The sequence below is a fragment of the Actinoplanes italicus genome (assembly GCF_003001815.1).
Lineage (GTDB): Bacteria > Actinomycetota > Actinomycetes > Mycobacteriales > Micromonosporaceae > Actinoplanes > Actinoplanes italicus.
Genome location: NZ_PVMZ01000004.1, coordinates 490,045 through 503,375 on the forward strand (window position 1 = coordinate 490,045; position 13,331 = coordinate 503,375).

Below are 13,331 nucleotides of genomic sequence, written 5' to 3' on the forward strand. Positions count from 1 at the left end.
TTGATCAGCGTGCTAACGAGTGCTTCACCACCTTGACCGTCGCCCCGGCCGGGTCTAGCAAGAGCCTATGAACCTGCGCCCCGTGGCCGCGATGCTACTCACCGTTCTGGCCTTTCTCGGCGCGCCGGCCGGGTCGGCCCGGGCGCAGGACGATCCTCCGCTGAGCACCAACTGCCAGCGGGCCGACTTCCTCAGGGACGTCGCGGCCGAATCCGGAGCCCGGGTCGTGATCACGGACTACATCAGGAACATGGCTCAGCAGCTGTGTGACAGCCGGCCCGGAGCCGAGCCGCCGCCACTGCGCACCATCGGCGACACCTACACGGTCCGGCCGGAGAACCCCTGCCAGTTCGACGATCAGCAGCCGGCCTGCATCGCCGACCACATCGAGAAGGTCTTGTACTTCCGGAACCGATCGCCGGCCTGCCGGGAGGAGTTCTCCAGGAACGCCCACGCCGGCCGACCCGAGGTGACCTGCCCGCTCGTCAGCGATACGCCCCCGCTGGCCGGCTCGTGCGACGCCGCCGCGGTCGCCGACAGCCTAGGCAAACTGCTGCTGTTCCCGGGCGCCGCCGCTGGCACGATGTTCGTGCTCTTCCTCATCTTCGGCTCCAGGGGCCGGCTATGGGGCACGGTCGCTGCGATCGAGTGGGTCTTCGGCAGTGCCGGTCGGAGAAACGTCTTCTTCATGATCCTGCTCGCCGCCGCGGCGGGTGGCCTGCTGATCGTGGCGGCCGACCATTACGGCGCGGACTGTCCCCTCTGACCGTCGCGGCGGGGCGCGCCGAGGCCTCTCAGCTCCCCGCAGCAGCAGCGACGGGCGGTGACACGAATGGATGGCGAAGCCGGTGCATCGCCTGTTCCCCGCGGTCCGATGCCCGGGGCGCAGGCGTCAGATCCGCCGCCGCGAACGGGGAGAGAAACGGCGTCAAGTTCATGTCGGCCGCGACAGAGGCCGTGCGCCGGAAGCGCGAAAGGTCGGAGAGCGGGCCGGAAATCGGCGGCTGCAGCGCCTTGGTGGTCGTCGTCATAGAAGCCTTCCTCGAACGGCACGTCACGTCGGAGTGCGGGCCGTGAATATCGTATGAACGTCTCGGAGAATTCCTGGCCGAGACAATGCCGACGGCGGCCCGCTGAAACCAGTCGAGCCGCCGTCGGCAGTGTGTGGATCAGATGACGCGGATGTTCTCGGCCTGCGGGCCCTTCTGGCCCTGGGTGATGTCGAACTCCACGCGCTGGTTCTCGTCAAGGCTGCGGAAACCGCTCGCCGAGATCGCCGAGAAGTGGGCGAACACGTCGGGGCCGCCACCGTCCTGGCTGATGAAGCCGAAGCCCTTGTCGCCGTTGAACCACTTCACGGTACCTGTAACCATGATCTTTTTTCCTTCGCAAGCTGTCGGAGTCCACACTGTGCGGACCCTCACGCCGCCGCATTGATCACCCGCGTCGAATCGACGGGGAAAACGCAAAAAGCGCCTGGAGGGGTTCAGATAACCCATCAGGCGCCGAAAACGTCTACGGAAATCAAAACTGCAACGGGGGAACCCTACCACAGAAATCCGGCTGTCATCCGTGAATCTTGGGGCCGGTTTGGATCCGGTGATATTCGGCTCCCACGGCGCCGGTATATCCGGCTCGCCCAGGGCGGTCCGTAAGGATGGTGCGGTGCATGTCGAGCCGGTTCTGATCTTTGTCCTCGCCGCCGTCGCGGTGGTCACGGTGGTGCAGTGGGTCGCCGGCCGGACCGGGCTGCCCGCCGCCGCGCTGCTGCCGATCATCGGTGTCGGGTACGCCCTGCTGCCGGGGCCCAACATCCCCCTCGATCCGGACATCATCCTGGCCTTCGTGCTGCCACCGCTGCTGTACAGCGCCGCCCTGGACGCGTCGATGATCGCGATCCGCCGCAATCTGCGTACCGTCATCAGCCTGTCGGTGCTCCTCGTCCTTCTCACCGCGCTGCTGATCGGCCTGGGCTTCGCCTGGTTCGTCACCGGCGCGACCCTGGCCGCCGGCATCGCGGTCGGTGCGGCGGTCGCGCCACCCGACCCGGTCGCTGCGCTCGCCGTCGGCCGCAAGGTCGGCCTGCCTCCCCGGATCATCACCCTGATCCAGGGCGAGGGACTGCTCAACGACGCCACCGCACTCACCATCCTGAGCGTCGCGGTGGCCGCGGCTACGGGGGACGGCTTCTCGGCGCCGGCTGCACTCGGCCAGTTCCTGCTCGCGGCCACGGGCGGCGTTGCCGTGGGCGTGGTGGTCGCTTTCGCCGTCCGCCTGCTGTCCCGGCCGCTCAGCGGTGATCCGATGCTGGCGAACGCCGTGTCACTGGCCACACCGTTCGGCGCCTACCTTTTCGGTGAATTGGTCCACGTCTCCGGCGTGCTCGCCGTCGTCGTGGCGGGGCTGATCGTGGGACACCACACGCCGCGATCGGCTTCCGGCGCGGGCCGGCTGCAGACCAGCGCGGTCTGGCGGCTGGTCGACTTCCTGCTCGAGGGCTTCGTGTTCCTGCTGATCGGTCAGCAGCTGCCCGGAGTGATCCGGGGGCTGGCGGGATACGACACCACCACCGTCGTCGTCGCGGTCGCGATCACCGTCGGTGTCACTCTGCTGCTGCGGCCGGTGTGGCTGGTGCTGACCCTGCTGCTGCCCGGAGCGCTGTACGCCCGGCGACGCCGGGACGGGACGACGTCCGTGCGATGGACCGGCCGGCAGGTGGTGGTCCTGAGCTGGGCCGGTACCCGGGGCGTGATCAGTCTCGCGGCGATCTTCACTCTGCCGCTGGTCACCGAGACCGGGGCCCGGTTCCCCGCTCGGGACCTGCTGCTGTTCTGCACCTTCGTGGTCGTGCTCGTCACCCTGGTCGGGCAGGGCCTGACGTTCGCGCCGATGGTCCGGGCACTGGGACTGCGTGCTGACGACAACGATCAGGCGCTGCTGCGCAACGAGGCGCGGGCAGCGTCCGTGGAGGCCGCACTCGCCGCGCTCGACGAGCTGGAACAGCAGGAACACGACGACATCAGCGGCCAGGTGATCGAGACGATGCGCGAGCAGCTGAGGGCCCGGCTGAGCCGCTACCGGGACCGGCTGTCCATGCTGCGCGACAACGACTCGGCGGGCCCACCCATCTCGCCGCAGTACGAGGCCGCCCTGCACGTGCGCCGCGTGGCCATCGACGCCCAGCGGGAGGAGTTCCTGCACTGGCGCGACGCCGGGCGGTTGTCCGACGAGGGCCTGCGCGTCCTGGAACGCGAACTGGACCTCGAGGAACGACTGCTGCCGGACCGGCCGGCACGCCGGTGAACCCGGAGCACGCACTCACGCGTTCAGGTAGGTCAGCACGGCCAGGACCCGGCGATTGTCATCGTCGGAAGGAGGCATGTCGAGCTTGGTCAGCATGTTGTTGATGTGCTTGCTCACGGCCTTCTCCGTGATGCCGAGCTTGGTCGCGATCGCGGCATTGGAACGGCCCTGAGCCATCTCCCCGAGCACCTCCCGTTCCCGGGCGGTGAGCACTGCCAGCGGCTCCCGGCGGGCGAGCAGCCGGGAGATCACCTCGGGATCCATGGCGGTGCCACCGCCGGCCACCCGATGCACGGCCTCGACGAAGTCGCCGACATCGGCCACCCGGTCCTTGAGCAGATATCCGATGCCGCCGTGCGGGGTACTGAGCAGCTCCCGGGCGTACAGCGGCTCCACGTGCTGCGAGAGCATGAGAATCGGCAGGCCCGGCAACCTGGTCCGGGCGGCGATGGCCGCTTGCAGACCTTCGTCGGTGAAGGTGGGCGGAAGGCGTACGTCGAGGACTGCCACGTCGGGCCGGTGCTCGAGCAGGGCGGGCAACAGCGCGGGGCCGTTGTCGACGGTGGCTACGACGTCGAAGTCGAACGCCTGCAGCAGCCTGGTCAGGCCGTCGCGGAGCAGGGCGTGGTCCTCGGCGATCACAACGCGCACGGCAACTCCATGGTGATGACGGTCGGTCCTCCGGGTGGGCTCGACAGCTTGATCGTGCCGTCGAAGGCGGCGAGGCGTCGTTCGATACCGCGCAGCCCGGTACCGGCGGCGGGATCGGCACCGCCTCGGCCGTCGTCGGTGACGACCATCGTCAGCACACCGGCCGCGTGCCGGGAGAACACCGAGCCGTGGTGGGCACGGCTGTGCCGGATGACGTTGGTCAGTGCCTCGGCGACGGCGAAGTAGGCCGCGGACTCCAGGGGCAGGTCGGGCCGTGCCGGCAGGTCGACGTCGACCGTGATCGGTATGGGCAGGCTGAGCGCCAGCGCCTGGACCGCGCCGTCGAGCCCGCGTTCGGCGAGTACCGGCGGGTGGATGCCTCGGACGAGGTCGCGCAGCTCGCCCAGAGCGGCTCTGCTGGATGCGCGGGCTTCGGCGAGCAGCTTGTGGGCCTCGGCCGGGTCACGGTCGATGAGGTTGTCGGCCAGCCCGATCATCATGCTCAACGAGGCGAGCCGGGCCTGTGCGCCGTCGTGCAGGTCCCGTTCGATGCGGCGCAGCTCCGCCGCCTGTGCGTCCACCGTGCCGGCGCGCGTGACGGTCAGCTGGGTGACGCGCAGACGCAGTTCGGTCGCTCGGGTGGGTGCGAGCAGAAGCCGGGCGAACAGCGCGTCGACCCGGCGCAGCCTCGGCGCCAGCCACAGCCCGGCGGCGAGGATGATCGCGCCCTGTGGCACGCAGAGCAGACCGGCGAGGAACGTGTCGACGGACCAGATGACTCCGTAGCCGTACCAGCCGGTGCCGAGCCAGATCCACGACGGCGTCAGCGTCAGCCCCAGAAGCCCGTACAACGGCACCAGCACACCGATCGTCCCAAGCGTGAGACCGACGACGGCTCCGGGCGCCAGCCAGGCCAGATCCCGCCACGTGGCCGGATCCGTCACGGTCCATCGAAACCGTTCCCAGCCGTCGGTGATCGCGCGTTCCGGGGGCGGCTGGTAGGGGCGGGTCACCAGCACACCGGCCCGGGATGCACGCCTGCGCTCCAGGTCGGTGCGCTTGCGGACCAGCGTCATGGTCCACGGGACCAGAGCCAGCCCGAGGTACGGTACCGGCGTCAACGCCAACGCGACGACCGAGACGGCCAGCAACGGAACGTTGGTGAGCGCCAGCCCGATCGCCGCCATCTGGTCCAGTACGCTTTGCAGCCCCTGCCGGGCCCCACGTCCCAGGGTCGCACCGCCGACGCGCAGTCTCACGAACTCCATGACCTCCTGCCGGCACCGGCTGCGATGGTGGTGCTAGCACCACCAGGTCGAGGGTCCTAGCGCTCCTGACGATCGCGGTCCGGAGCGGTTGGATGGACACATGACAACTCTGACATCGGTGCCGCGGGCGGCGACGACCGGCAGCGACTTCGCCGTCCTGGCTCGCCGGATCAACGCGGAAGGCCTGATGGAACGCAGGGCCGCCTACTACGTCGCCCGGATCAGCGTCGTCACCCTCATGTTCGCCGGTGGGTGGACCGCATTCGTGCTCATCGGCTCGTCCTGGTGGCAGGTGGTGACGGCGGCGTTCCTGGCCATCACCTTCACCCAGGTGGGACTGCTGGCCCACGACCTCGCCCACCGGCAGGTGTTCCGCACCAAGCGGCCGGGAGAGATCGCCGGCCGCATCGCCGGCAACGTCGGCATCGGGATGAGCTACGGCTGGTGGATGGAGAAGCACACCCGTCACCACAACAACCCCAATCACGACGATCTCGACCCGGATGTGGCCCCCGAGGTGCTCATCTGGGCCACCGAATCAGCTCTGGGACGACGCGGGTTGAAAGGCTTCGTCACCCGGCACCAGGCTGCGCTGTTCTTCCCGCTGCTCACTCTGCTCGCCGTCGACCTGAAGATCTCCAGTGTCAGGGCCCTGCGCGGCGGAGTCGTGAAACGCCCACGGCTGGAGACCGCGCTGCTGATCGCGCACGGCGTCGGCTATCTGTCCGTACTGCTGATCGTTCTTCCGCCTCTGCAGGCTCTCGGGTTCCTCCTGCTCCACCAGGCATTGTTCGGCCTCTATCTCGGTATGACCTTCGCGCCCAATCACAAGGGCATGCCGCATCCGGCCGGTGACGAGGACTTCCTGCGCAAGCAGGTGCTGACCTCCCGCAACGTCCGTGGTGGCCGATTCACCGACGCGGCGCTGGGCGGCCTGAACTATCAGATCGAGCACCACCTGTTCCCCGGCATGCCGGCGCCCAACCTCCGTAAAGCCCAGCCCATCGTGCAGGCCTACTGCGCGGAGATCGGGGTGCCGTACGAGCAGACCGGCATCATCACGTCCTACCGCCAGGCACTGCGATACCTGCACGAGGTCGGCGCACCCGCCCGTGCCGAGCACGCGGCCCGCGCCCGCCGCTGACGGAACCTCCGGGAGACGTCCGGCATTTCGGCGGTGACATGGGGTATGCAGAGAACAGCGTGAGGAGACCACCATGTCCGGCAACACTGAGATGATCATTCGGTTCCACCCGGTGGGCGGTGAGGACGTGGCCGTGCTGACCAGCGACTTCCCAGGCCCGGACGAAGCCGTCGAGGCGATCGCCCGGGCGCTGGACGAGGGACGCGCCCTGATCCTCACCCGAGCCAGGTACGACCGGGAGACCGGCGAGAACGCCGTACTCGTCAATCTGGCGAACGTCGTATCGATAAGGGTGGCACGGCACGACAGCGCGACGAGCGGCCAATACCTGTAGGGACGACGCCGGGTCCGGGCCGTCACGGCTCCCGGCCGGCGTTGCGGGGCAGGCGGATGGTGAAGGTCGTGGTGCTCGCGTCGGGCTCGCTCAAGGTCAGGGTGCCCCGGTGCTGTTCGACGATCGCCCGGGCGAGGGTGAGACCGAGGCCTGAGCCGGGGACTCCCCCATGGCGCAGCTCATCGCTGCGGTAGAACAGCTCGAAGACACGAGCGTGCTGGTCGGCGGGGATCCGCGGACCGCTGTTGGCGACCGTGACCACGGCGGTGCGCTCGTCCCCGCGTACGGTGACGCTGACGCGGCTGTCCCGCGGCGCCCACATTCGTGCGTTGCTCAGCAGTTCGTCGAGGGCAGCGCGGATCCGGTCCGGGTCGGCGTACACGGGCAGTGTCGCCGGTGCGTCGACATCGATGCCGGCAGCCGGGTCGTCGGGGGCGGCAGCGGCTCGGACGATCTCGGTGAGGTCGATGCGGCGGGAGTGCAACGGTATGTGTCCGGCCCTGGTGCCGGCCACGTCGAGAAGGGTCGCGACGAGCCGGTTGAGCTCCGCGGCGCGCCGGCTGATCACCTCGAGCATCTGCTGCCGTTCGGCGGCCGGTATGTCGGGTTCGGCGCGCAGCATCTCGGCATTGGCCTGGATGCCGGTCAACGGGGTGCGCAACTCATGGCCGACCAGGGTGATGTACTCGTCGCGGCTGTGTTCCAGTGCCGTGATGGACTCGTCGGCCCGGCGCCGTTCGAGGAATTCCCCGAGATGCGCGGCGATGCTGGTGAGAATCGCCGTACGCATGTCGTCGGGTGTCTCGTCGTGGTCGCTGTAGAAGATCAGGACACCGAGAACCGACGAGCCGCTGGGAATCGGTACGGCCAGCGCGGCACGCAGCGGACTCCAGTCGGTCTGAGCGGCGGTGATCGGGTCACTGCCGAGGTCGGTCACCCACACCGGCTTCCTGCTCTCCCATGCGCAACCGGCGAGGCCCTCTCCCTCGAGGAGATCACCCACCCGGTCGAGGCCGTCCGAGGGGTCGTCGTGGGCCTGCCAGCGGTTACGCCGCTGGATCACCTGCCCGACCCGGTCGATCGTCCAGAACTCGCAGGCGGCCCAGCCGAGCATGACGCCGACGGTCTTCACCGCGTTCGCGATGATCAGACCGGCCGGCCCGACCTCACCGAGAATCTCGGAGACCCGGACGACGCAGTCCTTCAGCTGTTTCGCCCTGCCGAGCAGCGTGACGTCGTGAAAGGCCAGGACCGCGGCGAGCGGCCCCGCGCCGGTCACCGGACCGCCCTCGGCCAGATACATCCGCGCCGGGTTGTCGGCCGCCGGAACGTACACCTCGACGTGATGGACGGCTTCACCTCGCAACGCCCGGGCGACAGGATGCCGCTCGTCGTCCATCGGCCGGCCCGCGGTGTCGATGAGCGCCATCCGGGGGTGCACGGCGTCGTCTCCGGCCTGGCCCGCCGCATCGACAAGGTGGCGAGCGGCCGGATTGGTCAGGATCGCCCGGCCGTTCCGGTCGTAGCCGAGCACCGCCACGTCGAGGCTGTCCAGGACGGCCCGCAGCGCCTGATTCTGCTCGATCAGCTCCTGCCGCCCGCCGGCCCAGGCCGCCACCCCGGTCGCGGGGATCCTCGCCCCGGCGGCGGTGTCTCCCTGCTGGACGTCACCGGCCCGGCACACGATCCATGCCAGCTCACCGGACTCGTCGAACACCGGCGCGCTGACCGGCGTCGCATGGCAAAGGTCGAGCGTGCCGCCGCCGGAGAGCGCGGGCAAGGTTTCGGAGACGCGCCGCAGTGACGCCTCAAGGTCGTTGGCGCCGGTGGTCCGGGGTTCGTGCGGATCATCGGGGAGCAGCGAGGACAGTCGCCGGCCCACGATCTCCGCGCGCCGGGTCATCGTCGACGCCAGGAACGCGCCGTTGACGTACCGTATCGTCAGGTCGGCATCGAGCACGAGCAACGCGACCGGCGCGCTGTCGAACAATCGCCGGAAATCAAGCTCCACCGCCTCGGCCACGATGTACCCGCCCCTTCGCCCGACGACGCTGGTACACCGGGTGGCTGACGCGGCGGGGGGTGTGTCGACATACCGGTGCGGTGCCCTGCTCCCGATCAGCATATGCCGTGACCTGGCCGGGACGGTGCGGAGCGCGGACGAACGGCGGCCGGTGCTCCGGGGAGGCCGCCGCGCACCGCGATGGCGGCGTGTGTGCCGGTATACGGTGACGCCATGGGTGGGGACTCCATCGCGGCGGACACCCGCGACAGGTTGGCCGCCGGCCGGAACAGGAAAACCGATCGGCGGGAGATCAATTCCGGGACGGCCGCGGGGCCGGCGGCCGACGGGTTGATGGCCCGGCAGCTGACCGACGAGTAGGCTGAGATCTCCGGGAGAGCGGCGTGAACGGCGATCTCATCGGATTCCCCATTTCCTCGTCTCCCGATCGCATCGTCGATTTCCGGCCAGGTCGTCGCCTCTCCTCACAGGAACGGGTCAGCCTCATGCGCTATCTCAGCGACGTCAACCTGCGTGCTGTTCTCAGCATCCTTGTCGCCCGTGAGGGTGGAACGGTAGACATTTCCAACGCGGAACTGTACGACGCGATGCTGCCGGGCCGGGAAAGGAGTGAAGGATTCAGCATAGAGGAGACGGGCACGGGAATCCGGATCTCTGTGGCCGGCGGCCCGGACCCCGGTGCGCACGGCGGGCAATGAGCCGCCAGGCCGACCGGGTCGTCCCGCCTGGAGGCTCGCTGATCTCTCGCACGGCCCGCGCCGCACGGGATCGAATCTGAGCAGAATTCGCGTCATCCTGTTCGCCATATCTGGCACCTGAAGGACGCAAAGCCCGTGCTAGTTTTGCATTGCTGCCATTTCAATTCTTCGATCAAAGCATTTCCGAGCCCTATGAATGCCAGGAGCAATCATGACCTCCGGAACCATGAAATGGTTCAGCGCCGACCGGGGGTTCGGATTGATCGCCCGCGACGACGGCGGCGCGGATATTTTCGCGCACTTCTCCGCCGTCACGGGATCCGGCGCCGAAGGCATCGAGGAGAATCAGCGAGTCGAGTTCGACATCGCGCATGGCCACAGTGAGATCCACGCGGTCAACATCCGTCCGCTCCGGTCATGAGGCCCGGACATTTCCTCAGGCCGGGGGAACCGGGAGGGTGGCGACGTCTCCGTAGAAACGGCTGATGTTCTGGACGGCCGCTTCGAAGGCGTCGAGTTCCATCGGCTTGGTCACGAAGGCGCTGGCGTGACCGGCATAGCTGGCGACGATGTCCGGCACCGCGTCAGAGGTGGTCAGCACGACCACCGGGATGGCCGTCAGTGCCTCGTCGCGCCTGATCTCCGCGAGAACCTCGCGGCCGCCCATCCGCGGCATGTTGAGGTCGAGCAGGATCAGGTCCGGCCGCACCGCGTCGGTGAACTCGCCTTCGCAACGCAGGTACTCCAGCGCCTGTCCGCCGTCGACCACGCGGTGCACGACGGGCGGGACACTGGCGCCCTCGAGCGCTTCCTCGATCATCAGGGCATCCGCGTCGTCGTCATCGACGATCAACACGTCAAGAGCCCGAACCATGGTCACAACCGCTCACCTTCAGCCGGTTCCGCACGAACGTGAACGCTTGCATTCAGCCAAACAATAGCGGTCCCCGCGGGGTGCCGGACATGCCTGTGCCCCAACGTGTCACGACGGTATCGGCGGGTATGGTGGTCACCGGTTCGGACCTGAGCCGCCTGGCCGGGTTAGTGCCCGTAGCGGGGCACCCGCTCGTCACAACCCGGAACCATCCTGGCGGCCTTGAACGCGGAGTCGGCCGGTGTCATCGCTCGCGAGGCAGGCGGAAGCCGCCCGGGTCGGCCGGTCGGCCGGAAACCCTGGTGACGATCTCGGCGGCCACGTCGTGCAGTTTGCGATGGCGATGCTGCGACGCCGTGCGCAACCGGTCGAACGCCTCGTCCGCGGAGCACCTCTGCTGGGCCGTCAGAATGCCGACGGCCTGATCGATGATGCTGCGCGAAGCCATCGCCTCCAGCAGCTGGTGATGCAGATCCGCCTGATCGGCCAGCCGCCGGGCAACCGTCGGCGCGGCCGAGCACTGCCTCGCGAACTCCTCGCCGCGTCGGCGCGCCTGTCCCGCGAACGCGGCGCCCGTCCGGGCGTAGAGATTGAGCACTGCCGCTGTGTGCTCACCGGCGAACAACGGCAACGACAGCGAACTGACCACGCCGTGCGCGACCGCCTGCGGCCGATACCCGTCCCAGCGCGTCTCGGCCGCCATGTCGTCGATCTGCAGCACCTGCCCGGTGTCCAAGGCGTCCAGACACGGGCCCTCCCCCGCCCCGTACTGCAGCCACCGACAATGACCCACCCGGACAGTGGCGTCTGAAGAAATCACCGGCTGCCACCGAGAATACCTCTGGCCGGCACGGGAACCCAGGTGCCGGAAATGTGGCGCAGACAGGTGTGACGTGCCGGCGATGACCGGGGTGCACCCCAGGTGTGGGTATGCGTCCTTGGCGACTCACTTCCATTCTCAGTAAATTGCACAACCACTGAAAGGATGGAATCTGCAGTACGAAAGGATGGTTTCGACATCCTGCTTTCGGGGGGAAGTAGTAAGGACGACAGTTGAGGCAACGGTCATCGGAGTGCTCGTTCTCTGTTCTGCCGGTCCAACGACCGACCGCGAGGAGCCCCGTATGACCGTCATCGCCCCCACCGCGACCAGTGCCGACCGAGCCGGCGAGTTGATCGCTGCGATGGCCGCTCTGCCTGTCGGCCACCCCTCACGGCGTCGCCTCCGCGACCGGGTGATCGAGGCGTGGCTGCCCCTGGCCCGGCACCTTTCCAGCCGCTACGCCAACCGGGGCGAGCCTCGCGATGATCTCTACCAGGTCGCCGTCCTGGGATTGATCAAGGCAGTCGACCGGTTCGACGCCGAGCGTGGCGTCGACTTCGCCGGGTTCGCGATCCCGACGATCGTCGGTGAACTCAAACGGCATTTCCGGGACAAGACCTGGTCGGTACGCGTGCCGCGCCGGCTGCAGGAGCTGAGGCTGGCGATCACCGGCGCCAACAACACACTCACGCACACGCTGGGCCGCTCCCCCAAGGTCGCCGACATCGCCGGCTATCTGGGCATCAGCGAGGACGACGTCATCGAGGGTCTTGAAGGCGCCCGGGCGTACAACTCGACCAGCCTGTCCACACCGACCGTCGAGGGCGGCACCGAACTCGGTGACACCCTCGGTGGCGAGGACGCCGGATACGAACTGGCCGAGCTACGCATCGCCCTCGGTCCCGCGATGGCCGGCCTCGACGAGCGCGAGCAGAAGATCATCAGCCTGCGCTTCTACGGCAATCTCACCCAGCAGCAGATCGCCGAGCAGGTCGGCGTCTCCCAGATGCACGTGTCACGGCTGCTCACCCGGGCCCTCATCAAGCTGCGGCAGGAGCTCGGGGGTGCCGACGTCTGACCGTGCCCGCCTCCCGTCATCGGCGGACGTCACGACATGCGGCCGGCATGACCTCAGGCGGGAAGGACAGCCGGACCGACGTACGGCCCGGTTCCGACGACACCCTGACCACGTCGGCCAGCTGGCGGGCCAGCCACAAACCCCGTCCGCCCGCCACCACCGCCACCGGATCGGGCCGAAGGTAGCCCGCGTCGGCGGGGATCACACGGTCGCCGGCGTCGTCACACTGCACGACGAGGGTGCCGCCGTGGCACCAGGCCCGAACCCGGACCGGTGGACCTCCGTGACGCAGTCCGTTGGTCACGATCTCGGCCACGGCCATCACCAGGTCCTCCCGCGCTTCTCCGGTGAACCGATGGCCCCAAGCCCAGCCGTCGATGGCCGACCGCAGTCCACCGAGCTCGGCGTCCGCGCCGACGGTGACGTCGTGATCCACGTGTGCCGGTGGCGTCCCCATCGGCACGTGGTGATGTTCGGCCAGGTAACGCTCCGGCGGGAGAAAGTCCGGTGACGGGGTACGCCCGGTCGCCGTGACCAGATGGGGGTGCGTCGCGCGCACGTGCTCGATGACCGTGTCCGGGTGGTGCCGGCTGTCCCAGACGCAGGTGACCATGGAGGCACCCAGCGCATACGTATGGTTGCAGATCGCCTCGTACGCCAGGTAGGCGGCGACCCGCTCGGCCCGCAGGCCGGCGTCCGTGCCGCGGGTCAGATCGGGTTCGGCGACCACATGAACCCGGCGCCCCGCTCGATGCTCGTCGGCCAGATGGCGGCGGAACCGCTCGTAGGCGAACCCGAGCCTCTGGTGGAACCCGTCCGGTGCGCCCCAGCAGATCGTGGCGGGAAGATCCACGGTGAGATCGGTCAGCGCGGCCCGGGTGCGTTCACCGACGACCACCCGTACCTCGTCGTAGAGCTTCGCCGACCGCATCAGCTCAGCGGCCAGCACGTCCAGGTCACGGTCGGTCTCGACAACCAGGGCCGCGTGCACGAACCGGGCCGCGACCGGCCCGGTTCCGTGGGCCACGGTCATCTCAGGACCGTCGTCACTGCTACGGGGATGAGAAGGGTCATGGTCGGCAACTCTCCCGTGCGCTGGAACGAGGTCATCGGTTCGCCTCGCCACCGCCACTGT

General features: G+C 68.5%; 16 protein-coding genes. 8 read left to right on the plus strand and 8 right to left on the minus strand.

The window, feature by feature from the left end; genetic code table 11:
- Positions 1-67: 67 nt before the first annotated feature.
- Complete coding sequence (locus CLV67_RS13590) at positions 68-766, plus strand: hypothetical protein (RefSeq protein WP_106318044.1); 699 nt, start codon at positions 68-70, stop codon at positions 764-766.
- Positions 767-794: 28 nt separating this feature from the next.
- Here the strand turns inward: CLV67_RS13590 and CLV67_RS51030 are convergent, their stop codons facing one another.
- Both CLV67_RS51030 and CLV67_RS13595 read right to left on the minus strand, forming a co-directional pair.
- A complete protein-coding gene (locus CLV67_RS51030) occupies positions 795-1,031 on the minus strand; it encodes a hypothetical protein (RefSeq protein ID WP_146169097.1) in 237 nt (78 codons plus the stop codon).
- Positions 1,032-1,169: 138 nt separating this feature from the next.
- Positions 1,170-1,373 carry a cold-shock protein gene (locus CLV67_RS13595; protein WP_106318046.1) on the minus strand — a complete coding sequence of 68 codons (204 nt, stop codon included), beginning with the start codon at positions 1,371-1,373 and terminating at the stop codon, positions 1,170-1,172.
- Positions 1,374-1,665: 292 nt separating this feature from the next.
- Here CLV67_RS13595 and CLV67_RS13600 point away from each other — a divergent pair, with 292 nt between their 5' ends.
- A complete protein-coding gene (locus CLV67_RS13600) occupies positions 1,666-3,303 on the plus strand; it encodes a Na+/H+ antiporter (RefSeq protein WP_106318048.1) in 1,638 nt (545 codons plus the stop codon).
- Between the two features lie 15 nt (positions 3,304-3,318).
- Here the strand turns inward: CLV67_RS13600 and CLV67_RS13605 are convergent, their stop codons facing one another.
- Both CLV67_RS13605 and CLV67_RS13610 read right to left on the minus strand, forming a co-directional pair.
- Entirely contained in the window at positions 3,319-3,954 is a 636-nt protein-coding gene (locus CLV67_RS13605) for a LuxR C-terminal-related transcriptional regulator (protein WP_106318050.1), read from the minus strand.
- Positions 3,942-5,222: a sensor histidine kinase gene (locus CLV67_RS13610; RefSeq protein WP_170153833.1), complete on the minus strand. Its 1,281-nt coding sequence runs from the start codon at positions 5,220-5,222 to the stop codon at positions 3,942-3,944. Before CLV67_RS13610 ends, CLV67_RS13605 begins: the two co-directional genes overlap by 13 nt.
- 100 nt (positions 5,223-5,322) lie before the next feature.
- Between CLV67_RS13610 and CLV67_RS13615 the strand changes: the two genes are divergently transcribed.
- Both CLV67_RS13615 and CLV67_RS13620 read left to right on the plus strand, forming a co-directional pair.
- Entirely contained in the window at positions 5,323-6,366 is a 1,044-nt protein-coding gene (locus CLV67_RS13615; RefSeq protein WP_106318052.1) for a fatty acid desaturase family protein, read from the plus strand.
- A gap of 73 nt (positions 6,367-6,439) precedes the next feature.
- Positions 6,440-6,700 carry a hypothetical protein gene (locus CLV67_RS13620; RefSeq protein ID WP_106318054.1) on the plus strand — a complete coding sequence of 87 codons (261 nt, stop codon included), beginning with the start codon at positions 6,440-6,442 and terminating at the stop codon, positions 6,698-6,700.
- A gap of 22 nt (positions 6,701-6,722) precedes the next feature.
- On the opposite strand, the gene CLV67_RS13625 is transcribed toward CLV67_RS13620, so the two are convergent.
- Positions 6,723-8,723 (minus strand): PAS domain-containing sensor histidine kinase, encoded by a 2,001-nt coding sequence (locus CLV67_RS13625; protein WP_170153834.1) that lies wholly within the window; start codon positions 8,721-8,723, stop codon positions 6,723-6,725.
- Positions 8,724-8,936: 213 nt separating this feature from the next.
- On the opposite strand from CLV67_RS13625, the gene CLV67_RS51855 reads away from it, so the two are divergent.
- From CLV67_RS51855 to CLV67_RS13640, 3 genes are all read left to right on the plus strand, one after another.
- Positions 8,937-9,083, plus strand: a complete 147-nt coding sequence (locus CLV67_RS51855; RefSeq protein ID WP_170153835.1) for a hypothetical protein — start codon at positions 8,937-8,939, stop codon at positions 9,081-9,083.
- Between the two features lie 23 nt (positions 9,084-9,106).
- Complete coding sequence (locus CLV67_RS13635; RefSeq protein ID WP_146169099.1) at positions 9,107-9,421, plus strand: hypothetical protein; 315 nt, start codon at positions 9,107-9,109, stop codon at positions 9,419-9,421.
- Positions 9,422-9,632: 211 nt separating this feature from the next.
- Complete coding sequence (locus CLV67_RS13640) at positions 9,633-9,842, plus strand: cold-shock protein (RefSeq protein ID WP_106318062.1); 210 nt, start codon at positions 9,633-9,635, stop codon at positions 9,840-9,842.
- Positions 9,843-9,857: 15 nt separating this feature from the next.
- Here the strand turns inward: CLV67_RS13640 and CLV67_RS13645 are convergent, their stop codons facing one another.
- Positions 9,858-10,295 carry a response regulator gene (locus tag CLV67_RS13645; RefSeq protein ID WP_106318236.1) on the minus strand — a complete coding sequence of 146 codons (438 nt, stop codon included), beginning with the start codon at positions 10,293-10,295 and terminating at the stop codon, positions 9,858-9,860.
- Positions 10,296-10,539: 244 nt separating this feature from the next.
- The gene (locus CLV67_RS13650; protein WP_106318064.1) at positions 10,540-11,115 is read right to left on the minus strand and encodes a GAF and ANTAR domain-containing protein; all 576 of its coding nucleotides are present in this window, start codon (positions 11,113-11,115) and stop codon (positions 10,540-10,542) included.
- A 304-nt stretch (positions 11,116-11,419) separates the two neighbouring features.
- On the opposite strand from CLV67_RS13650, the gene CLV67_RS13655 reads away from it, so the two are divergent.
- Complete coding sequence (locus CLV67_RS13655; protein WP_106318066.1) at positions 11,420-12,196, plus strand: RNA polymerase sigma factor SigF; 777 nt, start codon at positions 11,420-11,422, stop codon at positions 12,194-12,196.
- Positions 12,197-12,212: 16 nt separating this feature from the next.
- On the opposite strand, the gene CLV67_RS13660 is transcribed toward CLV67_RS13655, so the two are convergent.
- Positions 12,213-13,229, minus strand: a complete 1,017-nt coding sequence (locus CLV67_RS13660; protein ID WP_170153837.1) for an ATP-binding protein — start codon at positions 13,227-13,229, stop codon at positions 12,213-12,215.
- Positions 13,230-13,331: the final 102 nt, after the last annotated feature.

What these genes read in the sequence shown, in the direction of transcription:
- CLV67_RS13590 (WP_106318044.1), top strand. Translation starts at nt 68, where the DNA reads ATGAACCTGCGCCCCGTGGCCGCGATGCTACTCACCGTTCTGGCCTTT.
- CLV67_RS51030 (WP_146169097.1), bottom strand. Translation starts at nt 1,031, where the DNA reads ATGACGACGACCACCAAGGCGCTGCAGCCGCCGATTTCCGGCCCGCTC.
- CLV67_RS13595 (WP_106318046.1), bottom strand. Translation starts at nt 1,373, where the DNA reads ATGGTTACAGGTACCGTGAAGTGGTTCAACGGCGACAAGGGCTTCGGC.
- CLV67_RS13610 (WP_170153833.1), bottom strand. Translation starts at nt 5,222, where the DNA reads ATGGAGTTCGTGAGACTGCGCGTCGGCGGTGCGACCCTGGGACGTGGG.
- CLV67_RS13615 (WP_106318052.1), top strand. Translation starts at nt 5,323, where the DNA reads ATGACAACTCTGACATCGGTGCCGCGGGCGGCGACGACCGGCAGCGAC.
- CLV67_RS13620 (WP_106318054.1), top strand. Translation starts at nt 6,440, where the DNA reads ATGTCCGGCAACACTGAGATGATCATTCGGTTCCACCCGGTGGGCGGT.
- CLV67_RS51855 (WP_170153835.1), top strand. Translation starts at nt 8,937, where the DNA reads ATGGGTGGGGACTCCATCGCGGCGGACACCCGCGACAGGTTGGCCGCC.
- CLV67_RS13640 (WP_106318062.1), top strand. Translation starts at nt 9,633, where the DNA reads ATGACCTCCGGAACCATGAAATGGTTCAGCGCCGACCGGGGGTTCGGA.
- CLV67_RS13645 (WP_106318236.1), bottom strand. Translation starts at nt 10,295, where the DNA reads ATGGTTCGGGCTCTTGACGTGTTGATCGTCGATGACGACGACGCGGAT.
- CLV67_RS13655 (WP_106318066.1), top strand. Translation starts at nt 11,420, where the DNA reads ATGACCGTCATCGCCCCCACCGCGACCAGTGCCGACCGAGCCGGCGAG.
- CLV67_RS13660 (WP_170153837.1), bottom strand. Translation starts at nt 13,229, where the DNA reads ATGACCGTGGCCCACGGAACCGGGCCGGTCGCGGCCCGGTTCGTGCAC.